Origin of the sequence: Phenylobacterium sp., assembly GCF_004799515.1 — a bacterium.
GTDB lineage: Bacteria > Pseudomonadota > Alphaproteobacteria > Caulobacterales > Caulobacteraceae > Phenylobacterium.
Genome location: NZ_SSMX01000046.1, coordinates 1 through 24,682 on the forward strand (window position 1 = coordinate 1; position 24,682 = coordinate 24,682).

Genomic DNA, 24,682 nt, shown 5'->3' on the forward strand with positions numbered 1-24,682 from the left:
GCTGTCCGCCTGGGGTGAGGTACACATCCCGGGCCGCTGGCGGACGCCGGACTGGTTCAAGGCAGCTCGCGCGGAAGATTTCCTGCGGGCTGGAGATGACTGTCCACAAAGCGAGCACCCGCACTGAATGTCCGCTCATCGGCCGAAAGCCAAGGTCCGCTGATGGCGCAAAGCCGACCTTCAACCCGCCCCCTACCCCTTCCTAAAAAACCCATAGATCCGCTCGGCCAGCGCCTGGCTCACCCCCTCCACCTTCGCCAAATCCTCCACGCCCGCCCGGCTCACCCCGCGCGCTGAGCCGAACGCCTGCAGCAGGGCGCGCTTGCGGCCTGGGCCGACGCCTTCGATCTCGTCCAGGGGATTGCGCTTCAGGTCGATGGCGCGGCGGGTGCGGTGGGTGCCGATGGCGAAGCGGTGGGCCTCGTCGCGCAGGCGTTGCAGGTAGTAGAGCACCGGGCTCTTGGGCTCGAGCATGAAGTAGGGCTTGCCGGGGATGTAGAACCGCTCCAGGCCCGCGTCGCGGTCGGGGCCCTTGGCGACGCCGACCACCGGGATGTCGTCGACGCCCAGGTCGGCCATGATCTCCATCACCACGCCCACCTGGCCCATGCCGCCGTCGATCAGCACGAGGTCCGGGCGGATGGCGTCGGCGCCCTCCTCTTCCTCCTTCACCAGCCGGCCGAACCGGCGGCGCAGCACCTCCTTCATCATGCCGAAGTCGTCGCCCGGGGTGATGTCGGCGCCGCGGATGTTGAACTTGCGGTACTGGCTCTTCTGGAAGCCCTCGGGGCCGGCGACGATCATGCCGCCGACGGCGTTGGTCCCCATGATGTGGGAGTTGTCGTAGACCTCGATCCGCTCCGGCGGGCCTTCCAGGCCGAAGGCCTCGCAGACCCCCGTCAAGAGCTTCGCCTGGGCCGAGCTCTCGCTCATCTTCCGCCCCAGCGCCTCGCGGGCGTTGGTCAGCGCGTGGTCGACCAACTGGCGCTTCTCGCCGCGCAGGGGCTTGGCGATCTCCACCTTGCGGCCGCCCTTGAGGCAGAAGGCGTCGGCCAGCAGGTCGCGCTCGGCCGGCTCGACATTGGCGAGGATCAGCTTGGGGATCGGCTTGTCGTCGTAGAACTGGCCCAGGAAGGCGCCCATGATGTCGGCGTCCTCGTCGGACTTGTCCACGCGGGGGAAATAGGCGCGGTTGCCCCAGTTCTGGCCGGCGCGGAAGAAGAACACCTGCACGCAGGCCTGGCCGCCCTCGGCGAAGAGCGCGAAGACGTCGGCCTCGTCCACCGTCTCCGGGTTGATCTGCTGTTCCTGGGCGACGGAGGCCAGCGCGCGGATGCGGTCGCGCAGGCGCGCGGCGCGCTCGAACTCCATCTCCTCGGCGGCGGCGGTCATCTGTTCGGCGAGGCCCGCGACCACGGCGCGGGACTTGCCGCGCAGGAAGGCCTCGGCCTGTTCGACCAGGCCCGCGTAGTCCTCCAGGCTGACTAGGCCGGTGCAGGGCGCGGCGCAGCGCTTGATCTGGTGCAGCATGCAGGGCCGCGTGCGGCTCTCGTAGACGCTGTCGGAGCAGGACCGGAGCAGGAAGGCCTTCTGCAGGGTGTTGAGCGTCTTGTTGACCGCGTTGGCGGATGCGAACGGGCCGAAGTAGTCGCCCTTGATGGTGTGGGCGCCGCGGTGCTTGCGCAGTTGCGCCGCCGGGTGCTCGCGGCGGATGACGATCTCCGGGAAGGACTTGTCGTCACGCAGCAGGACGTTGAAGCGGGGCTTGAGCTGCTTGATCAGGTTGATCTCGAGCAGCAGGGCGTCGGTCTCGGTGCGGGTGGTGACGAACTCCATCGACCGCGTGGCGTCGACCATGTGGGCGATGCGGTTGGTGTGGAAGCGGCCCTGGGCGTACTGGATCACCCGCTTCTTGAGGCTGCGCGCCTTGCCGACGTAGAGGACCTCGCCGTCCTCGCCCATCATCCGGTAGACGCCCGGCCGGTCCGGCAGGCGGGTCACCTCATCCTTGATCAGGGCCGCGCCCTTGAGGGGCGGTTCGGCGACTTCGCTCGGCATACGGCGAATATAGGCGAGTCATCTGGTCCGCGCAGGGGCCGCGGCTCCTCGTCTCGCCGACGCGGCGGTTCGACGCTTTCCGGGCCGCGCGCGCGCGGCCCCGCGCAAGATTGCGACGGTTCGGGATCGGACGGGGGACACGGCGATGACCGCGGAGAAGCCGGCGCTGGCCTTGGGCTGGCGGGTCTATGGCCTGGGCGTGATCGCGCTGGCCCTGGTGGCCTTCGCGATCCGCGATTTCGATCCCGGCCAGCCGGTGCCCAAGGCCTTCCCCGACCGGCAGATCCTGGCCTACGCCGCCGCCGGCTTCCTGCTGGTCGCCGGCGCGGCGATGGAGTGGCGGCGCACCCTCGTCTGGGCCTCGGGCGCGCTGGCCGCCTACTACACCCTGCTCGTCGTCGTGGTGATGGACGGCCGGGTCATCCTGCGCAACGCCGACCAGTTCATGGCCTACAGCAACACCGCCGAGCAGCTGGCCATCGCGGCGGGCGCGGTGATCGTCTTCGCGACCTACGCCAAGATCGACCCGGTCTGGGCGGGGCGCCTGACGAAGGCCGGCCAGGTCGCCTTCGGGATCAGCGCCATCCTGTTCGGCGGCGCGCATTTCGCCTACATGGGCATGACCGCGCCCCTGGTGCCCAGGTGGCTGCCGCCCAGCCAGCTGTTCTGGGGCTACGCCACCGGGGTGTTCCACATCGCGGCGGGCGTGGCGATCCTGACGGGGATCCAGGCGCGGCTGGCGGCCATCCTGCTCACCGTCATGTTCGCAGCCTTCACGCCCTTGGTGCACGTGCCCCTGTTCCTGGCCGACCCGACCAGGCACTTCTATTGGACCGAGAACGCCACCAACCTGGTGCTGATCGGCGCGGCCTGGGTGGTGGCGGATTCGCTGGCGCGGCGCCGGCGCGGCGAGGTCAGCCCAGCACGTTGAGGACGGCCAGGGTCATCGCCTCGACGCCGGTCTTGATGGACGGCTCGGGCGTCGGCGCGAACTGCGGCGTGTGGTTGCCGGGCGGTTCCTGGCCCTTGGCGCGGTAATCGGCGACCACCTTCGGATCGACCCCGCCCAGCGACCAGTAGAGCGAGGGCACGCCGGCGATGATGAACTCCGAATAGTCCTCGCTGGCCGAACCCGGGCTGGTCGCGGCGATGGCGTGCGGGCCGAAGGCGGCCTGGAAGACCGGCGCGGTGCGCGCGGTGACGGCGGCGTCGTTGACCACCGCCGCGGCGCCCTGGTCGAAGACCACCGTGGGCGCCGGTGCGCGGGCCATCTCGGCCACCGCCTTGGCCGTGCGGCCCAGACCCTCCTTCAGGAGGGCGCGGGTGGCGTCGTCATAGCTGCGGATCGTGCCGCGCAGCACCGCCTGGTCGGGGATGATGTTGCCGGCGCTGCCGGACTGGATCGAGCCCACGCCCAGCACGCCGAACGCCGCCGGGTCCTTCTCGCGGCTGACCACCGTCTGGACCTCGACCGTGAAGCGGGCCGCCTCCATCACCGGGTCGATGGAGAGCTGCGGGCGCGAGCCGTGCGCGCCGCGGCCCTGGAAGGTGATCTCGAAGCCGTCGGCGTTCGAGGTGTTGGCCCCGGCGCGGTAGAAGACGTCGCCCGCCGGGGCCGGGCCCACATGCTGGGCGAAGCCGATGTCGGGCTTGGGGAAGCGGGTGAACAAGCCATCGGCGATCATCGCCTTGGCGCCGCCGACGGTTTCTTCCGATGGCTGGGCGATAAACTCCAGCGTGCCGCGCCAGGCGGCCTTCATGGCCACCAGCTGCTGCGCCGCGCCGACCCAGGCGGCCATGTGGATGTCGTGGCCGCAGCTGTGCGCCACCGGCGTGACCTTGCCGTTCCACATCTGGGTCGCATGGCTGGCGTAGGGCAGGCCGGTCTTCTCCTCCATGGGAAGCGCATCGAGTTCGGTGCGCACCATGACCGTCGGGCCGGCGCCGTTCTTGTAGATCGCCACCAGGCCGGTCTTGCCGACGTGCTCGGTGACCTCGAAGCCCAGGGCGCGCATCTCCTTGGCCAGCTTGGCGGCCGTCTCGGTCTCCTGGAAGCCGAGCTCAGGGTGCTGGTGGATGTCCTTGTAGAGGGCCTCGAGGTGCGGGTAGTCGCGCACCAGCGCCGCGTCGATCTGGGCCTTGTCCTTGGCCACGTCGATCTTGGCTTCCGCCGCCGTGGCGATCAGCGCCGCTGCGCCGGCGAACAGGACGGATCGAAGAACGCGGTGTTGACTCATGCGGCTACCCCTGACTGAAGCCGCACCTTAGCCGCAGCCGCTGGCTCCGCGCCAGGAGCCGTCCGCGCTCAGAGCTTCACCAGACCCGCGGCGATCTTTTCGAACACACCCTTGGTGACCTTCACGTACCCGCGCTTGGCGTCGTTGAAGTAGAGCGGGCCCTTGATCTTGCCGGGGTCGTAGCCGTCGGCGATCAGGTCCATCTTGCGGGTCTTGAAGGTGCCGGTGGTCTCCAGCGCCGGCAGGACGCGCACGAACAGCGGCTGGGCGTAGGGCGGCAGGTCGCGGGCCACCGTTTCGCCGAAGAGCTTGATATCAAACTCCGGGCCGACGACCAGGCCGGCCATGCCGGCGCGGCCCTCGGCGCCCTCCACGGCCACGCCGTAGACATTGGCCTCCTTGACGCCGGCCACGCCCAGCAGGCGCTCGGCCACCTCGTTGGTGGAGACGTTCTCGCCCTTCCAGCGGAAGGTGTCGCCGATGCGGTCGACGAAATAAAAGTAGCCGTCGCCGTCGGACTTCATCAGGTCGCCGGTGGCGAACCAGCGGTCGCCCTTCTCGAAGACGTCGTGCAGCACCTTCTTCTCGGACGCGGCCCTGTCGACATAGCCGGAATATTCGCTGCGGGCGTCGCCGCCGATCTCGCCGATGCACTCGCCGATCTGGCCGGGACCGCACTCGATGCACAGGCCATTGGTCCCGCGGATCGGCTCCTCGGTCTCCACGTCGAACTGCACGAGGCGCACGTTGAAGCGCTTGCGCAGCCACTTCGGCGCGCGGCCGATCGCCCCTTCGCGGCCGTCGAAGTTGAACATCGACACATTGCCCTCGGTCGATCCGTAGAACTCCAGGATCTCCGGGATGCGGAAGCGCTGCTTCATCACCGGCCAGATGTCGGGCCGCAGCCCGTTGCCGAAGGCCATGCGGATCTTGTGGCGGGTTTCCGCCTCGCCGGGCGGCTGGTTCACCAGGTAGCGGCAGAGCTCGCCGATGTAGACGAACATGGTGCAGCCCTCGTCCACCACCTCGCCCCAGAAGTGGGTGGCGGAGAACTTTCGCCGCAGGAACACCGAGCCGCCGTTCAGCAGCGCCGCGCCCAGGGCGCAGAGGCCGCCGGTGGCGTGGTAGAGCGGCAAGGTCACATAGATGCGGTCGGTGGACTTGGCTCCCGTCGCGCCGGCGAAGCCGCGCATATAGAGCTGCGCGCGCACATGGGTGATCCGCGCGGCCTTGGGCAGGCCGGTGGTGCCCGAGGTGAAGATCAGGAGCGCGGTGTCGTGGGCCCGGATGTCCTCGCGTACGATCTTGTCCGGCGGCAGCTGGCTGCAGCTCTTCAGCGCCTGGACGAGGTCACGCTGACCGCCGTGGGCGGGGCCGAGGATCCACTGATTCAGCGGCTTCTCCAGCAGGGTCTTGGCCGCCTCGAACACCGGCGAGGTCTCCGCATCGACGATCACGCAGGCTGCGGCGGAGATGTTCAGGCAGTGGGCCAGCGCCAGGCCGGAGAGCTGGTTGTTGATCAGGGCGGTGACCACGCCGATCTTCGACAGGCCGTACCAGATGGCGAAATATTCCAACCGGTTGGGCATGAACAGCGCCACGGTCTGGCCGCGCCGCAGGTTCTGGCCCTTGCCCCAATGGGCGAAGCGATTGGCCATGGCGTCGAGTTCGCCATAGCTGAGCGTGCGGCCCTCGAAGGTGATGGCGCTGCGGTCGCGCCACTGGTCGACAGCGGCCTGCAGGTCGTCGCAGATCAGGTTGGGACTGTCCGACGCGATCGACTTCACGCGCTTCAGCGTCCGGTTAAGGCCGCGCGCAAACCGCCAATCGCGCTGAAGCCTGGCCTTGAGCGGCATCCCCACCTCCGACGACCCCGCCAACTTGCGGACGCCCGGTGGGCGGGGTCAAGGTTTTGCAGGCGGCCCAGTCGCCGCAGGCCGGCGGCGCCCCGCCGAACGCGACCTTCAGGCCACAAATCCTTAAGAGAACCTTTCCCAGGCCCCACTGCGCAAGCGCCGGCGCCAGAATGTTCCTGACGAAACGGAGCCTCTTCGACCACGGGGAATTAAGGTCATTTGGGGGCGTCGGCCGCCAAGAAGCCGCCACGGTCGAAAAGGTTATCCTCAATCACCCAGCGCCACACGGCTGTATTGGTTGAGAATTGCCAACAGGATCATTCGCGACCAAATAGAACCCAGGACCAGATACGGCCAAGCTTCTACATTTCAATTCCGGAACCGTCACGGGAACTTTCCGTTTCCATCCTCCGAACGACATATCCCTGGAGGGTCTATCCATGACTGTTGATTTCAGCGCCACCCCCGAAGACAGCCCGACCAACAGTGAGTCGGACACACCGATGTTCGCGCCGATCCCGGCGTGGGAGCGCGGCAAGAAGCGCCGCGGCTTCGGCGCCCGACGCGCCCCTGCTCCCGTGGCGGCCCAGGTGGCGGCGGAGCCCCGCAGCTTCACCCCCGCCGATGACCTGAGCCCGCCCAGCGTCTCGGCCGCGCCCCTGCATACCGGGCCGATGATGGCCGATCCCGTGGCGACCCGGCCCGCCGTCGACCAGATGGGCGGCGTCGATCCCACCGACACCAGTTTCATCGCGGGTCCGGCCTTCGCGAGTTCGGGCCGCGCGCGCCGCAACACCTCGACGGCGCCGATCGCCATCGCCGCAGGCATCATCCTGGTCGGCGGCCTGGCCGCAGCGGGTTGGTACGCTAGCCAGCCGCATAACACCGGTGTGGCCGAGCTGACCCCCGGCGGAGCGACGACCACCACCACGACCACCGACAGCAGCGGCGGCGACCAGCTCGCCCAGACCACGCCGCCGCCCGCGCCGGTGGCCAAGGCCAAGACCACTACGACCACGACGACGCACAGCTCGGGCCGTCCCGCCGCCAGCCACCGCGCCGCGGCCAGCCGCAGCGCCTCTGACGAGACCGCCGACGTGAGCGCCAACGCCCCGACTCAGGCCCAACCGGCGCCGGTGCAGGCCGCGCCGCCGGCCGCCAGCGCCGCCCAGCCGCCCGCCGCGGCCGCGACGCCGAACCCGCCGCTGGTGCTGAACCTGCCGCAGGCCCCGGCGACGACCGCGACGCCGCCGGCCCAGCAGGCAGCGCCCACCGCCGCGGCGCCGTCGGACACTACGCCCGCGACCCCGCCGACCTCGGCGCCGCCGCAATAGTCCGACGGCGATCCAGAGAAGAAAAAGCGTCGAGGGCCGCTCTTGTGGCGAGAGCGGCCCTCTTCTTTTCCGCAACCACAAGGTCCAGTCAGTCTGGCGGCTCGGAGAAGCTCAATTGACGCAACCACAGGTTACGCCGTCGAGCTGGGGCCGTATATTGGACCAAAGGCCTAGGTCTTTAGTCTTAGGCGCGGCCTGAAGCCGCACGCGATACCGCGCGCTAAGGCTTGCGGATCGCGGTGATCTCCGGAACGCCATGGCCTTCACTAACGTCGAAGGCGATCTTCTGGCCGACCTTCAGCTTGGCGATCAGCGCCGGCGCGGCCTTGAAATCCATGGTCATCGACGGCCAGCCCAGCGCGGGGATCGGATCGTGCTTCAGCTGCACCGTGCCGCCCGCCGCGTCGATGCTGGCCACCACGCCGGTCCCCTGGGCGGTGCGGCCGGCCGGTGGCTGGGCCGCTGCGGCGTCGGCGGGCGCCTGAGCCAGGGCCGCGGGGGCGGCGGCCGCCAGCAGGACCAGCGACAGGACGGCGGTGCGCAGGATCATCGGGTCTCTCCTTGGATGCCGGCGCCAGGATAGGGCGTTCCCGGGCGGCCCTCCACCATCGCGTCGCGCCGCCCTATTGGCCATGCCTACCGGGCCATGAAGGCCGCGAACCGGCCCTTCCAGTCGGGATGCCAACGTGACAGCGCCGGACGGTTCTCGATGATGTCCCCCATGGCCCAGGCCATGCGCCGCTCGTCCACCGGGCGGGTGACGTCGTTGTCCGGGCACAGGATGTAGAAGTCGCCGCGCGCCAGGCTCTGCAGCATGAAGTCGACCACCTGGTCCGGTGTCCAGGCGGCGGGCGGCTTCTCCGCCGCGCGGGCGGTCATGCCGGTGAAGGTGAAGCCCGGGATCAGGAGGTGGGCGGTGACCCGCGCGCCATCGGTGTTGCGCAGCTCGTGCGCCAGCTGTTCGGTCAGCGCCTTCAGCGCGGCCTTGGAGACGTTGTAGGCGGCGTTGCCGGGCGGGGTGGTGATGCCCTGCTTCGAGCCCGTATTGATCACCAGGCCGGGCTTTCCGCTGGCCGCCATGGCCGGGACGAAGGCGTGCAGGCCGTGCGCCACGCCCCAGAAATTGATGTCCATCAACCGCTTCCAACCGTCGAGGTCCTGGGCCGCGCCGCCCGGGTTTAGGCCCACGCCGGCGTTGTTCATCAACACCGCCGGGACGCCGAAGCGTTCGACCGCGAGGCCGCGCAGGCGCTCGACCGCGGCGAAATCGGAGACGTCGGTGGCGACGGCCAGCACTGCGTCCCCGCCGCCCGCCGCCTCGGCGGCCACGGCGGCCTGGGCCGCGTCGAGCGCCGGACCCGGCAGGTCGGCCAGCACCACCTTCAGGCCGCCGCGGGCGAAGGCCTTGGCGGCGGCCAGGCCAATGCCGCCGCCCGCGCCGGTGATCACCGCTGAGGCGCCGGGCTCCAGCGCGGGATGGGAGACCGAAAGGTCCTGGACGGGCATAGCGGGGCTCCTTCTGGGCGGGCGGCGGACTTGGGCCCGCCCGTCAACCATGGGATTGAGACGGACTGACGAACAAGGGGGCGATGCGATGATGTCTTGCAAGCTTACGGCGGGGCTTTGCGCCGCGACGACGATCCTGGCCGCCCAACTGGCCTTCTCCCAGCCGGCCCTCGCCCAGGCGCCGCCGATCCCGGCGCGCACCCCGCTGGCGGTCGTCCCGATCGCGCCGGCCAAGGCGGTGGCGCGGGTGGAGACCAACCGGGTGGACTTCGCGCCGGGCCAGGAGATGCCGGCCCACAAGCACACGGTCCCGGTGATCTGCTTCGTCGCCAAGGGGGCGTTCCGCACGCGGATCGGCGACGCGCCCGAGCGGACGGCGCCCGAGGGGTCGGTGACCTATGAGCCGCCCGGCGTCACCGTGCATTATTTCCGCAACGCCTCGGCCAGCGCGCCGGCCCAACTGCAATGCGCCTCGCTGGCCGGCGCCGGGGACAAGGAGCTCAACGTCATGCTGCCGCCGGGGTCCTGAGGCGCCAGGATAGTGCATTTGCACTATGGCGCCGGACGCGGAGCACTTTAGCTTCCAGCTTTCAGGCGGCGACGGTCCAGCGTCCGCCTGAAACGTCATCGTTGGCCGGTGGTTGGACGCCCGGGCCGATGGGGGCGCTTCGCGGCCCGGCGTCCGCGCCGGGCCGCGACTTGCAGGCGGCGTCCGTTCAGCGGCGGTGCGCGCGGACGGGGCCGCTCTCCGCTCGAAATCGCGCTTCGGGTAGAGCCGCAAGGCTGGGAAAGCCCACCTCCGACACGCGCCACGGGGATGGTCCCCGCCCACGAGGGAAGGAGGATTTCGTCGAGGGGTCCTAGCGCGGCCGCGCGGCGTGCTCGGCCAGGATCAGGGCCGCGGCGGCGGTCACCTTGCGGCCGGTGGGCAGGTGGATGAATTCGTTGGGCCCGTGAGCGTTGGAGGCCGGGCCGAGCACGCCGGTGATCAGGAACTGCGCCTGCGGGAACTTCTCGCCCAGCATGCCGATGAAGGGGATGGTGCCGCCCTCGCCCATCATCGCCGCTTCGCGGCCGAAGACGGCGTGGCTGGCGCGCTGGACAGCGGCCTCCAGCCACGGCTCCAGCGGCGGGGCGTTCCAGCCGGGGCTGGCCTGTTTGCCTTCGAACCGCACCTGGGCGCCCTGCGGCGGATCGGCGGTCAAGGTCTGGCCCAGGGCGGAGATGCAGGCCTCCGGGTCGGCGGTGGGCGGGATGCGCACGCTGAGCGCCAGCGAGGTGCCGGGGCGCAGCACATTGCCGGCGTTCCCCGGCTGCGGCAGGCCGCCGGCCCCGATCACGGTCAGCGCCGGGCGCCAGGTGCGGTTGAGGATCAGCTCCGCGGTGTCGCGCGTCGGCGGTACGGTGTGGCCGGCGAAGGGGAACTTCTTCCAGACGGTCTCGCCCAGGGCCTGGGCGGCGACCTTGGCCTGGGTCTTCCGCTCGGCGGGGATCTCGACGTTGAAGGGCCCCGGTTTGATCGCCCCCGTCGCCTCATCCTCCAGGCGCGAGAGCAGGGCGCGGGCCAGGCGGAAGCTGTCGGGCACCACGCCCGAGGCGTCGCCGGAATGGACACCTTCGGTCAGCACCTCGACGCTGAGCAGGCCGCCGGCCAGGCCGCGCAGGGACGTGGTCAGCCAGAGCTGATCGTAGTTGCCGCAGCCGGAATCCAGGCAGATCACCAGCGAGGGCGAGCCGATCCGCGCCGCCAGGTGGTCGACATAGGCCGGCAGGTCGTAGGAGCCGCTCTCCTCGCAGGCCTCGATCAGCACCACGCAGCGGGCGCGCTTCACCCCCTGCGCCTGCAGGGCCAGGAGCGCGGTGACCGAGGCGTAGATGGCGTAACCGTCGTCGGCGCCGCCGCGGCCGTAGAGCTTGTCGTCCTTGATCACCGGCTCCCAGGGGCCGAGGCCTTCGGACCAGCCGGTCATCTCCGGCTGCTTGTCGAGGTGGCCGTAGAGCAAGACGGTGTCGTCGACGTCGCCCGGCGCCTCGATCAGGATCACCGGCGTGCGGCCCTCCAGGCGGACGACCTCCAGGGTCGCGCCGGGCAGGTCGGCCAGCTTGCCGCGGGCCCAGCCGGCCATGTGCTCGACGGCCTGGTCGATAAAGCCGCTCTTCTCCCAGTCCGGATCGAAGGCGGGCGACTTGGCCGGGATGCGGATGTAGTCGACCAGCGCCGGCGTGATCTCATGGTCCCAGACCTCGGCGGTGAACTGGTTGAGGGCGGCGTCATCCATTGCGGGGCTCGTGAGGCTGGGGCTGGAAGGGGCGACCCAATCCCTATAGCTGGGCGGCTCGTGCGCCCCAATGCCGCATCGCGGCGCCTGGAAGGCTTTCGGTAAACAACAGGCGGCTTAGGTGCGAGTCGCTTATCGTCCGCGCCTGCGCGCCAGATCTCAGGGACCTCGCCATGATCAACTGGAAAGAGTTCGCCGAATGGGCCTCCGCCTTCGTGGTGGTGATCACCGGCGCCCTGGCCGGCCACTATGCGGCGCAAGGCATGAACCCGGTGCAATGGGCCGGCGCGGCCTGCGCGGTGCTAGGTTCGGTGACCCTGGCGGTCGCCCTGCGCGTCTGGCCCGCCGAGACCAAGATCAAGGCGCGCATCCAGCGCGACTAGGCCCCCCGCGGCTAGCCCGCGTGCACGTCCAGGCCCATGGCGTTCAGCAGGGCCTGCTGCTGCGATAGCGTCACCTTCATCCCGCTATAGCTGCCAAGCTCCGCCAGGTTGAGGCCGGAGACCTCCGCGCCGCGCAGGTCGGCGCCGGCCAGCTTCGCGCCGGCGGTCAGCGCCTGGAAAAGGTCGCAGCCGGTCAGGTCCGCGCCCGAAAGATCCGCCTCCGTCAGGTCGGCCTCGCGCAGGGACGAGCCGGACAGGTCGCAGCCCTTCAGCACCGCGTCCGACAGGTCGGCCAGCTCCAGATTGCAGCGGGCGAACACCGCGGCGGTGTGCAGGGTCCTCGGACCGATCGCGCGGGTGAAGTCGGCCCGGTGGAAGCGCGCCCCACGGAGGTTCGTCTCCCTGAACGCCGCCGACCACGCGCTGGTGCGGGAGACGTCGGCGAAGGACAGGTCACAGGCCTCGAACACCGCCCGGTCGAGCTGGGAGAAGGCGATCTCGACGCCTGAATGGCTGTCCGGATCGGCGAGGTTGCAACGGATGAACGCCGTCTCGCGCAGGTCGGCATGGGCGAACCGGCAGCGGGTGAACCGGCACTCGGTGAACCGGGCGCCCTGGAAGATGACGGCGCTGAGCTGAGCGTCGGCGAGCGTGCAGGCCGTGAGCTTGACGTCCGTCAGGTCCCGCTCGGCGAAGCCGTAGGCCGACAGGTCCAGGCCTTCGTAGGCTCCGCCGGCTTCGAGGTCAGGAAGGTCGGCCATTGTTTCGGTGCGTCCCGGCGGAGCTATTCCGCCGGCGCCACCGGGACCAGGATCTCCCCGCCGCTGTCGCGGAACTTCTCGGCCATCTCGGCCATGCCGGCGTCAACGTCGTTCTGGCCTCGTGCGGCGTCGCGGATGTCCTGGCTGATCTTCATCGAGCAGAACTTGGGGCCGCACATGGAGCAGAAGTGGGCGGTCTTGAACGCCTCCTTCGGCAGGCTTTCGTCGTGGTATTCGCGCGCGGTTTCCGGGTCGACGCCGAGGTTGAACTGGTCCTCCCAGCGGAACTCGAAGCGGGCTCTGGAGATGGCGTCGTCCCAGGCGCGCGCGGTCGGGTGGCCCTTGGCGAGGTCGGCGGCGTGGGCGGCGAGCTTGTAGGTCATGACGCCCACCTTGACGTCGTCGCGGTTGGGCAGGCCCAGGTGCTCCTTGGGCGTCACGTAGCAGAGCATGGCCGTGCCGAACCAGCCGATCATGGCCGCGCCGATGGCGCTGGTGATGTGGTCGTAGCCGGGAGCCACGTCGGTGGTCAGCGGACCCAGGGTGTAGAACGGCGCCTCGCCGCAAGTCTTCAGCTGCTTGTCCATGTTGGCCTTGATCTTGTGCATCGGCACGTGGCCGGGGCCTTCGATCATGGTCTGGACGTTGTGCTTCCAGGCGATCTGGGTGAGCTCGCCCAGGGTCTCCAGCTCGCCGAACTGGGCCGCGTCATTGGCGTCGGCGATGCAGCCAGGCCGCAGGCCGTCGCCGAGACTGAAGGACACGTCATAAGCCTTCATGATCTCGCAGATGTCTTCGAAGTGTTCGTAGAGGAAGTTCTCGCGGTGGTGCGACAGGCACCACTTGGCCATGATCGAGCCGCCCCGCGAAACGATGCCGGTCACCCGCGTGGCGGTCAGCGGCACATAGGCGAGCCGCACGCCCGCGTGGATGGTGAAGTAGTCAACGCCCTGCTCGGCCTGTTCAATCAGGGTGTCGCGGAACACCTCCCACGTCAGGTCCTCGGCGACGCCGTTCACCTTCTCCAGGGCCTGGTAGATCGGGACCGTGCCGATCGGCACGGGGCTGTTCCTCACGATCCAGTCGCGGATGTTGTGGATGTTGCGGCCGGTGGAGAGGTCCATGACCGTGTCGGCGCCGCACCGGGTCGCCCAGACGAGCTTGTCGACCTCGTCGGCCACGTGGCTGAGCACGGCCGAGTTGCCGATGTTGGCGTTGATCTTCACGAGGAAGTTGCGGCCGATGATCATCGGCTCGAGCTCGGTGTGGTTGATGTTGGCCGGGATGATGGCCCGGCCGCGGGCGATCTCGTCGCGCACGAACTCCGGGGTGCAGTGGTCGGGGATCTCGGCGCCGAAGTCCTCCCCATCGCGGATGCAGAAGTCGCCGGACTGGCGGCGCAGGTTCTCGCGGATGGCCACGTATTCCATTTCGGGGGTGATCAGCCCCCTTCTCGCATATTCGAGCTGGGTGACATTGGCGCCGGCCTTGGCGCGGTAGACGCGGCGCTGGGCGGTGAACTGGGGCGCCAGGTGCGCGCCTCTCGCGAAGCCGTTGTCCTCCGGCTTCACCTCGCGGGGATTTTCCACGACCTCGATATCGCCGCGGGAGACCACCCAGGGCTCGCGGGTCTTCGAGAGGCCCTTCTCGATGTCGATGCTGACGGTGGGGTCGGTGTAGGGACCGGAGGGGTCGTAGAGCGTCAGCGCCGGCTCGTTCGCCGAGGGGTGGACGGCCACCTCGCGGAACGGCACCCGGATGTCAGGCCACAGGCTGCCCGCCTGATAGACCTTCTTCGACCCCGGCCGCTCGCCGGTGGGGATCTGGGCGGGTTCGAGAGGACCGGCGGGCTTGTTCATGGCGTGGCGCTCCGTGCGGACGGATCACGGGCGTCGGTCAGGAGGGCTGGTCCTTCCCTTCGCCGGCATGACCCGGATCAGGCGGATAACATCGTTATGTTATCCAACAAATTCAATAACTTCATGGACTTAGAGAACCCGGACTCGCACGCAACTCACACGCAAAAAGTGCGCTCCAGTCCGTTCAAATCCGCCTAACTCCCTGAAATCCTTCAACTTCTAAGTCAGTCAATTTTGCCTGACTATCTGCCCGCTTAACCTGAGACAGGTTAGGCGGGCGGCGTTTTCGCCCCTTACGGGGCGAGCGATCTAAGGGTTCTTACAATTCATTCTGGCTCCCTTCGCTGGCACGACCCAGGCAGGTTCAACGGGTATGATCTCAGCCCGCTATCATGGGCACCCCGGCTGAAGACAACGTCGCGCAGTCCGCATGACGGGTCAATCAATCTCGGCGTGGATCTCTTCTGCGAGGCTTAGGAAAGAACGGAACGCGTGAGTCAGGGAGAACCCGCTTTCTTGATTTCGACGGGCTGATCGGTCCGTGTAATGGCGGCTCTTCCGACTTCGGTCCGGCACCCCGCGCCGCGAGAAACGCGATCAGGTGTTCTTCAAGGTAGCGGTAGCGCCTCGCGGCGATCTTGATGTGACGGATCTCGCCGGCTTGGCGAAGGCGCGCCAGCGTCCGAGGATTGAGGCGGAGGTAGGCCGCAGCCTCCTCTTCCGTAAAGAGACGGGGCAGATTGTCAGTCACGGCTGACAATTATCCGCCTTCCTTCTGGCCTCCTAGCCTTCGCATTTCTCACGCGCCGCCATCGCTGTGGCCTCGTCCTCTCCGAGAATTTTCATCGCCACCTTGTTCTCGTCGGTCACGAAAACCAGGAAAGGCTTGTAGCCGGTGTAAGCCCCGTAGCTGTTCTTGGCGTTGAACTCGCCGCAGATGCGGCTGTATCGGCCCTTGGCATCCCAATGATCGACAACCTTCCGAAATCTGGTGGCCTCGGGGTCCTTGAGGTCTTCAGAGACCGCCACTTGCGCGGCTTTAACGCGCGCTTGGCTTGAGGTTGTGGGTTTCGCCAGCGCGACCGTGGTGAGCGCCAACGCCAGGCAGACTGCCAATCCGATCTTCGACATTTCCGCCCCCGAGGTTCACTCCCAAAATGGGAGTAACCCGCCGCATGACTACCAAAACCGCCACGGTCGTAAAGGCGGTTTCAGATGCGGCGGTGGGTCTCGTCACCGAGCTACGCTGTCGTGGTGCAGGTCCTCAGGGCCGCGCGCGAGTCCGCAGGCCTGAGCCAAGCCGAGCTGGCGAAACGGCTGAGCAAGCCGCCATCCTATGTTGCCAAGGTGGAGTTGAAAGAGCGCCGCGTAGACGTGGTGGAGTTCATTGAGTTTCTAAGGGCGGCGGGAGCGGACGAGAGTGCTGCATTCATCGCTGTCGCGGCCGCGATCAGCTAAGCGACGGCCCCGCTTCCCACTCTCATTTATCGGGATAAATCGTCGGCTCCCTCATCAGCACGTCTAGGTTCTGCAGGAGCGCATCCATAGCGACAATGGCGTTACCTCTAGATCTAGCGATATCTGGATCGTGATTTCCCGCCAATGATACGTGCATGGCAGTCATCGGCCTAAAATTAAATCTCTCGGCAGCATATTCACTTACATCTGATTTCAGCCAAAAATATGTGCTGTTCAGCCAGTCGTTTACCTGCTGCACAAGCGATTGATACTGCTGATCACTTAGATCTCCACTCAAGAGATCGGATCTCATTCTAGCGCCAGTCGTGTAGACTTGCTTGAATTTGTCCAATAGAGGGCCACGCACCAACGTCGGCATAATTTGATTGACGGTGCCGATCGCGCCGGCGGTGACCGCTTGCCCGTTCGGCGATGTGGCGGTGACTGGTCCCACAGTCACTGCCGGGGCGCTCGGTTGCTCAGCCGCGCTCACTACACCTCCTACTGCCAACGACCCTGCCAACGTCAGGAAACCTAGACCCAGGTTAACGCTTCGGTTGCGATGCATTTTGCTCAACGGATCCGACGTAGCCGGCAGTGATCCCGCCGGTCTGATTTGAGGAGCTGACTGGACCGACGCTGACGTTTGGGGCTGCCGAGGGAGGTGCCTTGGTCGGAACCTTGTCCTTTGCCGCCGGCGGTACCGGCCCGGCATGCCGTTGGTGCTCAGCTGCCGTCTTCTTGGCAACGTCAGTTTCTGCGGACACCGGCTTATAGGTCGCTGCGCGGACCCATTCGCCGGCTCCTATCGAGAGGACGGCACCGAGCACGCCAAGCACCAAAAACCGCCATAGAAACGGGAGCGCAAAAATCGGCACGCCCAACTTCGCGATCGTTTCCAGGCTCATCCTTGCCCCCCCTCTAGGCCTAAAAGCCCGCTATTTGAGCGAACATGGAGATTCGCCGATCCGACACAACGGTGGGACGCCCCGCTCACACGCAACTCACACGCAAACGCGAATTCCTGAGTGTTTCTAAAGCACCCTAAAGTCGTCTACGACCTTTTATTCTCCACGCAGATCTGACGTAAGAGTTTGATTTTTAATGATTTCAATTGTCAGCGATAGCTGGCTGACTAAACCCGGATCAGGTTCGACGGGTCGCGGGATCACCCGCCTCTCAACCGCTCACGCGCGGTTCCCCGAGGAGGTGTTGACGTTAGGCCCGAAGCGCGCCGAGGGAAAGCCGCTTTGCAAGCTTCACCACCCTGGACCGCCATGGCGGCGCGAGTATTGTTCTCGAAAAAACAAGTTAGGGAGCAAATGTCATGAGGCTGACCTTCACCCTGATCTGCGCCGCCGCCCTGGCCGCCGCGACGCCAACACTCGCCGCGCCGAAGGCCGCCGCCGGCAAGTCCTGCTTCAAACCCCAGGACATCGGCAGCCACACGGTGGGCAACGACCACACTCTCTACCTGAACGTCGGCGGCAAGACGGTCTGGCGGGCCAGCATGCGCAACATCTGCCTGGCGGGCATCCAGTCCAGCGACCCCATCCAGATCAGCGGCCATGGCGAGGGCGGGAGCGTCTGCGAAGCGGGCGACCTCGACGTCCGCGCCACCCTGGCGGGCGGCGGCGGGCTCGCCACCCACTGCGTGGTCGACAGCGTGAGCAAGCTGACCCCCGCCGAGACGGCGGCCCTGCCCGCCGGCGTCAAGCCCTAGGCCGTCAGCAGGCGCCTGGCGCGGAGCTCCGCGGCGAGGCGGCGTTGTGTCTCCACCGCGGCGGCGGCGGTCAGCGAGACCTCTTGTCCGCCACTCAGGATGCGACCGCCCTATCGACCGGCGAAGCCCAGAAAGCGTCCCCCGGACAGATGGCAGCTTGGCTTTGGCCTGACCATCAGAAGTTGTTTGAGCAAGAAATCAAATGTCTTTTGCCCGACATTATAAATACATCACCCGACATATGAGCGCTATAGCCCGGCAATAACTTTTGCAGGACAGATCGAAATCACCCTCATTCCTACGTTTTTGCTTGGGATCCTCTTACCAATCGGCGCACGAAGAGTTCCGAAACGCGGAGATTCGCGGCCGAGAACAGGAATGTATTTCAGGAATTTTCTGCTCCGCGCCCTACAGGCCGAAGACGCGGCGCACCTGACCCCGCTTTTGCGAGAGATAAGTCTCAGCCGCGGCCAGCCGCTGTTCGAGCCCGGCGATACCATCGAGACCCTCTACTTCCCCTCAAGCGCCTGCATCTCCGTCGTCACTGTCATGCGCGACGGGCGGCAGATCGAGACCGCCACGATCGGGCGCGAGAGCGCCGCGGCTCTGCTGGACGCCGTGACCGGCCAACCGACCGCCTCGCGGATTTTCGTGCAGGTGGGCGGCTCGGCCCTGGCGCTGCCAGCCCAGGTCTACCGTCAGCGGATGTCCGCCAGCCTGCCGCTGGTCGAGCTGACCCTGCGCCACGCGCGCGCCTCGGCGCAGCAGGCGGAGCTGGGCGTAGGCTGCAACCTGGCGCACCCCGCCGACGGGCGGATGGCGCGCTGGCTCCTGATGACCCAGGACCGGGTCGGCGACCGGATCCTGCCGCTGACCCAGGACTACCTGTCGGTGATGACCGGCGTGCAGCGCACCACCGTCAGCCTGATGGCCAACGCCCTGAAGACCGCCGGCGTCATCGACTATTCCCGCGGCCAGCTCACCATCCTGGACCGCGAGGGCCTGATCGCACGGGCCTGCGAGTGCTACCCGGTCAGCGAGCGCCAGTTCGAGGCCCTGCGCAGCGGCGGCGACTAGCCGTCCCTAGTCGGCCAGCCGCCGGACCCAGATGTTGCGGAAGCTGATCGGCGGGCTGGGGTCGCCGTGCGCCTGCAGCTTGATCGGCGTATTGCCGTGGGCCTTGTAGAACGGCTTGCCGATGTAGCGGGTCTCGCCGGTCAGCACATAGTCGTTCTGGACCAGCACGCCGTTGTGCATCGCCGTGACCTTGGCCGGCGACTTCAGCGAGCCGTCGGCGTTGAACTTGGGCGCCGTCCAGATGATGTCGTAGCTCTGCCACTCGCCGTCCGGGCGCATGGCGTTGGCCAGCGGGATCGACTGCTTGTAGACGCTGGCGGCCTGGCCGTTGACGTAGGTGTCGTTCTTGTAGCTGTCCATGATCTGCAGCTCGTAGCCGTCGTCGCCCGGGCCGGTGGAGGCCAGGAAGACACCGGAGTTGCCGCGGCCCTGGCCCGTGCCCACGATGTTCTTGGGCTCGAGCCATTCGAGATGCAGCTGGTAGGAGCCGAAGGTCTCCTTGGTCTCGATGTTGCCGGCCTTCTTCTCCACGACCAGGATCCCGCCCTGGATCTTCCAGCCGGCCGGGGCCTTGTCCTTGGTGTTGACCCAGTGGCTGAGGTCCTTGCCGTCGAACAGGACGATGGCGTCCGACGGCGGGTCGGCGTCGCGGCGGCCGGGCGTCACCACTGGCGGGACCGGCGAATAGATCTCGGTGTCCTGGGGCTTGGCGCCACCGGCGGGCGGCTGGGCGGCGGCGGGGATGGCCATGAGCAGGGCTCCGGCGAGGATGAGGGCTGCGCGCATCAGGCCTGCACCAAGCGCACACGCGTTCCGGCGATCGTCACGTCTCCATCCTCCCGAAGCTTACCCCGCGCGCTGGCGGCCTCACGAACCTTGGCCGGATCACGCACCTTGACGTCGAAGCGGGAGAGGCCTTCGCCCCGCCCGTCCGATGGCGCAACGAAGCGGACTTCGCCGCCGCCGTCCAGCGGGATGCACCAGAAGTTCGCATGCTCGCGCGCCGGCGCCCCCAGGACCTCGCTCCAGCGCCCGGCCATGGCCGGCGGATCGTCGGCCTGCACCTCGGCGCCGACAATCCCCACGGAGACGTCGGTGTCCACATGCTCGCGCCAGGCCGGGCCGCCCCACTCCCAGCGGTCCCAGGGCTCCATGAAGTCCACCGAGACGATGGCGCCGCCGATGTCGCGCGGATGGATGTGGCTGTAGGCGACCGCGCCGTCCTCGCGGTTGTGCTCGGCGACCACCCGGGCGCCGGCCCCGGCGATGCGCTTGCGGACCTTGGGCATGTCCTCGACCTGCAGGATGACCATGTAGCCGCCGTCGCCGCCGCGCTTTTCCAGCAGCCGTCCGGCGGTGGTCCCGTCCTGTTTGGGCGAGACCACTTCCAGAAAGGTTTCGCCGATCGGGAAGACCGCGTTCCTCAGGCCGAACGCGCCGACGCCCGGATCGTCATAGGCGTAGTCCACGCCCAGGATGGCGCGGATGTCGGCCTCGCAGGCCGCCAGGTCCTCGCCCACCAGGGCGATCTGTCGAAGGCGCATGGACGTCCTCCCCAAGGTCTTGTCGTTGGCCCCTAAGCTACAGGCTTCCGCTCAGGCGCCGCCAGGGTCTATCGATTGCGGCAAAGCCCAAAAGGAAAGACGAGGAACCGCCATGGCCGACGCTCTCGACACCGGAACCCCCGACCTGCTCGCCGAACTGGATGAGGGCGTTCTTACCCTCACCTTGAACCGCCCCCAGGCGCGCAACGCCATGAGCGACGGGATGAACCAGGCCCTGGCCGCCCAGCTCGCCTGGGCCGAGCTGGCGAGGGAGGTGCGCTGCGTGGTGCTGACCGGCGCGGGAGCCGGCTTCTGCGCCGGCGGGGACGTCAAGGGAATGAACGAGCGCAACGCCGGGCCCGGCGGCGGCTTGTCGATCGACGAGCAGATCGCCCGCCAGCGGGTCAACCAGCGCGCCACCGCCGGCAAGCTCTTCAAGATGCCCAAGCCCACCATCGCCGCCCTGCCCGGCGCGGCGGCCGGGGCGGGCCTGTCGCTGGCGCTGGCCTGCGACCTGCGGATCATGGCCAGGAGCGCCTTCCTGACCACCGCCTTCGCCAAGGTGGGCCTGGCCGGCGACTATGGCGGAACCTACTTCCTGACCCAGCTGGTGGGCTCGGCCAAGGCGCGCGAGCTCTACTTCCTGTCCGACCGGGTGAGCGCCGAGGAGGCGCTCGGCCTGGGCCTGACCAACTGGGTCTGCGAGCCCGACGAACTGGCGGCCAAGACCCGCGAGCTGGCCGTCCGCCTCGCCGCCGGCCCCGCCATCTGCTTCCGCTACATGAAGGAGAACCTCAACCGGGCCATGGCCGGCGAGGTCGACGACTGCCTGGACATCGAAGCCACCCACCACGTGCATTCCTCGCGCACCGACGACCACCGCGAGGCGGCCGCCGCCTTCGTGGAAAAGCGCCAGCCGGCCTTCGCCGGGCGCTAGTCCCGCCAGCGGCGCCCATGCTAGGTTGACGTCGGGGGCAAGCAACGGTTCAGGAGACCTGGGCATGAAAGCTTTTGTTCCCGCCGCCGCCGCGGTCGTTGTGGCCGCGTTCTCCGCCGCCGCCGGGCCCGCCGCGGCCCAGCCGGCGGACAAGTCCAGCGACAGCTGCTTCCTGACCCGCTACCTGCGCGGGCACACGGTGGGCGACGACGGCCACACCCTCTATTTCAACGTCGACGGCAAGTGGACCGACCGGGTGAAGACCGCGGGCCCCTGCCTGGCGGCGGCGACCGCGTCAGACCCGATCGTCCTGCGCGACCGCGGCCAGGGCCGCATCTGCAAGCCCATCGACCTCGACCTCGCCGTGCGCGGCACGCGCTGCATCGTCAACGAGATCACCCGGCTGACGCCGGCCGAGGCCTCGGCGCTGCCAAAGCGCCAGCAGCCCTGATCCGCCGCGCGGGGACGCGCTGCCTTGGCCGAGACAATGGTCCAACACAACAGAAACGATCCGGGAGAAACCCCCATGAAGCGTCTTGTTCTCGCCGCCGCCGGCCTCGCCGCGGCCGCCGCCCTCGGTTCCGCGTCACCGTCCGCCGCCCAGCCCGACGCCAAACAGACCTGCTTCTGGACCCGCGACCTGCGCAACCACACGGTCGCCGACCCGCACACCCTCTATTTCAACGTCGGCGGCCGCGACGTCTATCGGGTGACCACCAGCGGCAACTGCCTGGCGGCGGTCTCCTCCAGCGACCCGATCGTGCTGCGCGACCGCACCTCCAGCGGCCAGGTCTGCAACAAGCTCGACCTGGACCTCGGCGTCCGCGGCGCCCGCTGTATCGTCTCCGACATGACCAAGCTGACGCCGGCCGAGGCCGCCGCCCTCCCTCGGCGTATCAAGCCCTAGTCTCTCTTGCGCATCGGAGACCGGATTCTGGGCCTGGAGGGGCTGTCCCTAGCGTCAAGTTCGATGTAAGCGCGGGGCCATGCATCTTTCCCGCTTCAATCCCGTCCGCTTCGCCCATCTTCCGACCCCGCTGGAGCCTCTGCCGAGGCTCACCGAGGCCTTGTCCACGGCGGAAGGCGGCGGCCCCAACCTGTGGATCAAGCGCGATGATTGCACCGGCCTGGCCGGCGGCGGCAACAAGACCCGCAAGCTCGAATATCTGCTGGGCGACGCGCTGGCCAACGACGCCACCACGCTGATCACCCAGGGCGCTGTGCAGTCGAACCACGTGCGCCAGACGGTGGCGGCGGCGGCGCTTTTCGGCCTGGACTGCGAGATCATCCTGGAGGAGCGCACCGGCTCCAACGCCATCGACTACACCCAGTCGGGCAACGTCCTGCTGGACGAGCTGATGGGCGCCAAGATCCGCCGCGTGCCGGGCGGCACCGACATGAACGCCGAGCTTGCCAAGACCGCGGCTGAAGTGGCGGAGCGCGGCGGGCGTCCCTATGTGATTCCGGGCGGCGGCTCGAACGTCATCGGGGCGCTGGGCTACGTGGAATGCGCCTTGGAGCTGGTGAACCAGGCCAATGAGATGGGCCTCGAAATCGACCGTATCGTCACCGCCACCGGCAGCGCCGGGACCCACGCGGGGCTGGTCGCGGGCATCGCGGTGATGGGCGCCGACATCCCGATCCTGGGCATCGGCGTGCGCGCGCCGAAGGGGGCGCAGGAAGCCAGCGTCTTCAAGCTAGCGCAGGAGACCGCCGACATCCTGGGCCACAAGGACCGCGTCACCCGCGACCTGGTGGTGGCGGATTGCGACTACGTGGGCGCGGGCTATGGCCTCGTCGACCAGGAGGTCATCGAGGCCCTAAAGCTGGCGGCGCGCACCGACGCGATCCTCCTGGACCCGGTCTACACCGGCAAGGCGATGAAGGGGCTGATCGCGCTCTCCCGCGCCGGCCAGTTCGACGGCGAGACGGTGGTCTTCCTGCACACCGGCGGCTCGCAGGGCCTGTTCGGCTACCAATCCGTCCTGGACGGCCACCTTTGATGAGCGGCCCCTCGCCCGATAAGTCGCTCGTTCTGGGCGTGCTGGGCGGTATGGGGCCGGCGGCGACACTGGACTTCCTGACCAAGCTGCAGGCCTACACGCCGGCGGCGGCCGACCAGGACCATATCCGCGTCCTGATGGACATGAATCCCAAGGTGCCGGACCGCAACGTTCCGGGATCCGGCGCGGGCGCAGTGCTGGCCGAGATGGCCGGCGCCCTGGCCGGGGCCGGGGCCGATGTCCTGGCCATCCCCTGCAACACCGCCCACGCCTACGCCGACCTGATCCAGCGGGCGAGCGGCCTGCCGCTGATCGACCTGATCGAGACCGGCGCCACCGCCGCCCACGATTCCGGCGCGCGGCGGGTGGGCGTGCTCGGCACCCGCGGCGGCCTCAAGCTCTATCGCGAATACCTGGCCGCCCAGGCCATGGGCCTGGTGCAGTTGCCGGCCCAGCGGCAGGACGACTTCATGGGCCTGATCTACCGGATCAAGGCTGGCGAAGTGGGCGAGGCCTCGCGCCGGGAGATGGCGGCCTACGCCGCCGAACTGGTCGCAGCGGGGGCCGAGGCGATCGTCGCCGGCTGCACCGAGGTGCCCCTGGTGCTGGGCCCGGCCGACGTACGCGCGCCGCTGATCGATCCCGGCGAACGGCTGGCCAAGCGCTGCGTGGCGGTCTGCCTCGGCCTGGAGCCCGTGCCGGCCCTACCGGTGGCTTGAAGACGAACGGTTTCCGTCCCCGCGCGGGATTGTCACGCCTGAAACAGTCCGGGCGCCCTTGCGCCGAACTTCCGTCCTAGGCTTGGTGTGCGCTCTTAGGTGAGAAAAGGCGGATTCGATGAGGGTTTGGAAGCGGCGGAGGATCGGCGCCTTGGCGGCGGCCGTGGGTCTGGCGGGTGGACTGGCGGGTCTTTCCGCCCAGCACAGCGCCGCCCAGCCGCCCGCGCCGGTGCGTCCGGGGCCCGAGGCCTTCGGCTTCACCCAGCTGTTCATCAGCCCCTGCGGTGAGCCCTATCGCGGCAAGCGGGGCGATCCCTATCCGTCGGCCCTGTGGTTCAAGCAGGCCGACCTTAACCATGACGGGGTGGTCGACAAGACCGAGTTCATGGCCGACCACGCCGGCTTCTTCGACGCCCTGGATTCCGACGGGGACGGCATCCTCGATGGGCCCGAGATCGCCTTCTACGAGAATCAGGTGGTGCCCGACGTCCTGGGGCCGGGCCACGTGAGCCTGCTGGTCCCGCCGCGCGGCGACGCCGGCGCGCCGGCGCTGGCCGATGCGGTCCTGCGGGGCGGCGAGGGGCGGCTGATCCTGGCGCAGTTCGGCCAGGGCACCTCGCCGGTCGAAGGCACCCACCCCAACGAAAACTACATGCCCGGCGACCTGGCCAGGGGGCCGGGCCAAGACCTCGGCGCGCGGCGCCCACCGCCCAAGGAATATGTCGGCACGGCGAAGTACAACTTCTTCGGCGAGACCGAGCCGGTGCGCGCCGCCGACACCAACCTGAACGGCCGCGTCACCAAGGCCGAGTTCATGGCCGCCGCCGAGCGGCGCTTCAAGCTCCTGGACAAGCGCCACGACGGGAAGCTCACCATGGACGAACTGCCGCTGACGGTGGCGCAGATCGAGCTCGCGCGGCAGGAACACCGCAAGCCCTAGGGCCCATC

Annotated in this window: 27 protein-coding genes and 1 riboswitch; of the genes, 13 read left to right on the forward strand and 14 right to left on the reverse strand. The window is 68.2% G+C overall.

The genetic code is table 11. The features are described from left to right. Nucleotides 1-192 precede the first annotated feature (192 nt). The gene (gene uvrC / locus E8A49_RS17565; protein WP_293384424.1) at nt 193-2,058 is read right to left on the reverse strand and encodes an excinuclease ABC subunit UvrC; all 1,866 of its coding nucleotides are present in this window, start codon (nt 2,056-2,058) and stop codon (nt 193-195) included. 145 nt (nt 2,059-2,203) lie between these two features. On the opposite strand from uvrC, the gene E8A49_RS17570 reads away from it, so the two are divergent. Beyond that, nucleotides 2,204-2,989: a hypothetical protein gene (locus tag E8A49_RS17570; RefSeq protein WP_293384427.1), complete on the forward strand. Its 786-nt coding sequence runs from the start codon at nt 2,204-2,206 to the stop codon at nt 2,987-2,989. On the opposite strand, the gene E8A49_RS17575 is transcribed toward E8A49_RS17570, so the two are convergent. Both E8A49_RS17575 and E8A49_RS17580 read right to left on the reverse strand, forming a co-directional pair. Beyond that, nucleotides 2,973-4,295 (reverse strand): amidohydrolase, encoded by a 1,323-nt coding sequence (locus E8A49_RS17575; RefSeq protein ID WP_293384430.1) that lies wholly within the window; start codon nt 4,293-4,295, stop codon nt 2,973-2,975. The two genes, E8A49_RS17570 and E8A49_RS17575, sit on opposite strands and share 17 nt — an antisense overlap. 68 nt (nt 4,296-4,363) lie before the next feature. Further along, complete coding sequence (locus E8A49_RS17580; RefSeq protein WP_293384434.1) at nt 4,364-6,151, reverse strand: long-chain-acyl-CoA synthetase; 1,788 nt, start codon at nt 6,149-6,151, stop codon at nt 4,364-4,366. 440 nt (nt 6,152-6,591) lie between these two features. Here E8A49_RS17580 and E8A49_RS17585 point away from each other — a divergent pair, with 440 nt between their 5' ends. Beyond that, nucleotides 6,592-7,485 (forward strand): hypothetical protein, encoded by an 894-nt coding sequence (locus E8A49_RS17585; RefSeq protein WP_293384437.1) that lies wholly within the window; start codon nt 6,592-6,594, stop codon nt 7,483-7,485. A 220-nt stretch (nt 7,486-7,705) separates the two neighbouring features. Here the strand turns inward: E8A49_RS17585 and E8A49_RS17590 are convergent, their stop codons facing one another. Beyond that, on the reverse strand, nt 7,706-8,035 hold the full coding sequence (locus tag E8A49_RS17590) for a copper-binding protein (RefSeq protein ID WP_293384440.1): 330 nt from the start codon (nt 8,033-8,035) through the stop codon (nt 7,706-7,708). An 86-nt stretch (nt 8,036-8,121) separates the two neighbouring features. Then, complete coding sequence (locus tag E8A49_RS17595) at nt 8,122-8,991, reverse strand: SDR family NAD(P)-dependent oxidoreductase (protein WP_293384443.1); 870 nt, start codon at nt 8,989-8,991, stop codon at nt 8,122-8,124. Between the two features lie 88 nt (nt 8,992-9,079). Between E8A49_RS17595 and E8A49_RS17600 the strand changes: the two genes are divergently transcribed. Beyond that, nucleotides 9,080-9,520 carry a cupin domain-containing protein gene (locus E8A49_RS17600; protein ID WP_293384446.1) on the forward strand — a complete coding sequence of 147 codons (441 nt, stop codon included), beginning with the start codon at nt 9,080-9,082 and terminating at the stop codon, nt 9,518-9,520. 331 nt (nt 9,521-9,851) lie between these two features. On the opposite strand, the gene E8A49_RS17605 is transcribed toward E8A49_RS17600, so the two are convergent. Further along, nucleotides 9,852-11,270, reverse strand: a complete 1,419-nt coding sequence (locus E8A49_RS17605; RefSeq protein WP_293384449.1) for a M20 family metallopeptidase — start codon at nt 11,268-11,270, stop codon at nt 9,852-9,854. 173 nt (nt 11,271-11,443) lie between these two features. Between E8A49_RS17605 and E8A49_RS17610 the strand changes: the two genes are divergently transcribed. After that, on the forward strand, nt 11,444-11,653 hold the full coding sequence (locus E8A49_RS17610) for a hypothetical protein (protein ID WP_293384452.1): 210 nt from the start codon (nt 11,444-11,446) through the stop codon (nt 11,651-11,653). Between the two features lie 11 nt (nt 11,654-11,664). Here E8A49_RS17610 and E8A49_RS17615 read toward each other — a convergent pair whose 3' ends face one another. The 4 genes from E8A49_RS17615 to E8A49_RS17625 all read right to left on the reverse strand — a co-directional run bounded on the left by E8A49_RS17615 (nt 11,665) and on the right by E8A49_RS17625 (nt 15,404). Further along, a complete protein-coding gene (locus E8A49_RS17615; RefSeq protein WP_293384455.1) occupies nt 11,665-12,414 on the reverse strand; it encodes a pentapeptide repeat-containing protein in 750 nt (249 codons plus the stop codon). Between the two features lie 23 nt (nt 12,415-12,437). Next, a complete protein-coding gene (thiC, locus tag E8A49_RS17620; RefSeq protein WP_293384458.1) occupies nt 12,438-14,273 on the reverse strand; it encodes a phosphomethylpyrimidine synthase ThiC in 1,836 nt (611 codons plus the stop codon). A gap of 318 nt (nt 14,274-14,591) precedes the next feature. Then, nucleotides 14,592-14,687, reverse strand: a riboswitch (TPP riboswitch). A gap of 28 nt (nt 14,688-14,715) precedes the next feature. After that, nucleotides 14,716-15,024, reverse strand: a complete 309-nt coding sequence (locus E8A49_RS23235) for a helix-turn-helix domain-containing protein (protein WP_366928835.1) — start codon at nt 15,022-15,024, stop codon at nt 14,716-14,718. 32 nt (nt 15,025-15,056) lie between these two features. Further along, entirely contained in the window at nt 15,057-15,404 is a 348-nt protein-coding gene (locus E8A49_RS17625) for a hypothetical protein (protein WP_293384461.1), read from the reverse strand. Between the two features lie 120 nt (nt 15,405-15,524). Here E8A49_RS17625 and E8A49_RS17630 point away from each other — a divergent pair, with 120 nt between their 5' ends. Beyond that, entirely contained in the window at nt 15,525-15,731 is a 207-nt protein-coding gene (locus E8A49_RS17630; RefSeq protein WP_293384464.1) for a helix-turn-helix transcriptional regulator, read from the forward strand. Between the two features lie 22 nt (nt 15,732-15,753). Here the strand turns inward: E8A49_RS17630 and E8A49_RS17635 are convergent, their stop codons facing one another. Both E8A49_RS17635 and E8A49_RS17640 read right to left on the reverse strand, forming a co-directional pair. Further along, on the reverse strand, nt 15,754-16,224 hold the full coding sequence (locus tag E8A49_RS17635; RefSeq protein WP_293384467.1) for a hypothetical protein: 471 nt from the start codon (nt 16,222-16,224) through the stop codon (nt 15,754-15,756). Between the two features lie 52 nt (nt 16,225-16,276). Further along, the gene (locus E8A49_RS17640; protein ID WP_293384470.1) at nt 16,277-16,639 is read right to left on the reverse strand and encodes a hypothetical protein; all 363 of its coding nucleotides are present in this window, start codon (nt 16,637-16,639) and stop codon (nt 16,277-16,279) included. Nucleotides 16,640-17,058: 419 nt separating this feature from the next. Here E8A49_RS17640 and E8A49_RS17645 point away from each other — a divergent pair, with 419 nt between their 5' ends. Both E8A49_RS17645 and E8A49_RS17650 read left to right on the forward strand, forming a co-directional pair. Next, the gene (locus E8A49_RS17645; protein WP_293384473.1) at nt 17,059-17,454 is read left to right on the forward strand and encodes a hypothetical protein; all 396 of its coding nucleotides are present in this window, start codon (nt 17,059-17,061) and stop codon (nt 17,452-17,454) included. 378 nt (nt 17,455-17,832) lie between these two features. Beyond that, the gene (locus E8A49_RS17650) at nt 17,833-18,531 is read left to right on the forward strand and encodes a Crp/Fnr family transcriptional regulator (protein WP_293384476.1); all 699 of its coding nucleotides are present in this window, start codon (nt 17,833-17,835) and stop codon (nt 18,529-18,531) included. Nucleotides 18,532-18,537: 6 nt separating this feature from the next. Here the strand turns inward: E8A49_RS17650 and E8A49_RS17655 are convergent, their stop codons facing one another. Next, nucleotides 18,538-19,317 (reverse strand): DUF1080 domain-containing protein, encoded by a 780-nt coding sequence (locus tag E8A49_RS17655; RefSeq protein WP_293384479.1) that lies wholly within the window; start codon nt 19,315-19,317, stop codon nt 18,538-18,540. Next, entirely contained in the window at nt 19,317-20,075 is a 759-nt protein-coding gene (locus E8A49_RS17660; RefSeq protein WP_293384482.1) for a VOC family protein, read from the reverse strand. Before E8A49_RS17660 ends, E8A49_RS17655 begins: the two co-directional genes overlap by 1 nt. 112 nt (nt 20,076-20,187) lie before the next feature. Here E8A49_RS17660 and E8A49_RS17665 point away from each other — a divergent pair, with 112 nt between their 5' ends. From E8A49_RS17665 to E8A49_RS17690, 6 genes are all read left to right on the forward strand, one after another. Then, the gene (locus tag E8A49_RS17665) at nt 20,188-21,012 is read left to right on the forward strand and encodes an enoyl-CoA hydratase-related protein (RefSeq protein WP_293384485.1); all 825 of its coding nucleotides are present in this window, start codon (nt 20,188-20,190) and stop codon (nt 21,010-21,012) included. A 64-nt stretch (nt 21,013-21,076) separates the two neighbouring features. Further along, on the forward strand, nt 21,077-21,463 hold the full coding sequence (locus E8A49_RS17670; RefSeq protein ID WP_293384488.1) for a hypothetical protein: 387 nt from the start codon (nt 21,077-21,079) through the stop codon (nt 21,461-21,463). A gap of 75 nt (nt 21,464-21,538) precedes the next feature. After that, nucleotides 21,539-21,919 carry a DUF6491 family protein gene (locus tag E8A49_RS17675; protein ID WP_293384491.1) on the forward strand — a complete coding sequence of 127 codons (381 nt, stop codon included), beginning with the start codon at nt 21,539-21,541 and terminating at the stop codon, nt 21,917-21,919. Nucleotides 21,920-21,998: 79 nt separating this feature from the next. Next, complete coding sequence (locus E8A49_RS17680; protein ID WP_293384494.1) at nt 21,999-23,015, forward strand: D-cysteine desulfhydrase; 1,017 nt, start codon at nt 21,999-22,001, stop codon at nt 23,013-23,015. Next, complete coding sequence (locus E8A49_RS17685; protein ID WP_293384497.1) at nt 23,015-23,734, forward strand: amino acid racemase; 720 nt, start codon at nt 23,015-23,017, stop codon at nt 23,732-23,734. The genes E8A49_RS17680 and E8A49_RS17685 overlap by 1 nt, the downstream gene beginning before the upstream one ends. A gap of 151 nt (nt 23,735-23,885) precedes the next feature. Beyond that, on the forward strand, nt 23,886-24,674 hold the full coding sequence (locus E8A49_RS17690; protein WP_293384500.1) for an EF-hand domain-containing protein: 789 nt from the start codon (nt 23,886-23,888) through the stop codon (nt 24,672-24,674). Nucleotides 24,675-24,682: the final 8 nt, after the last annotated feature.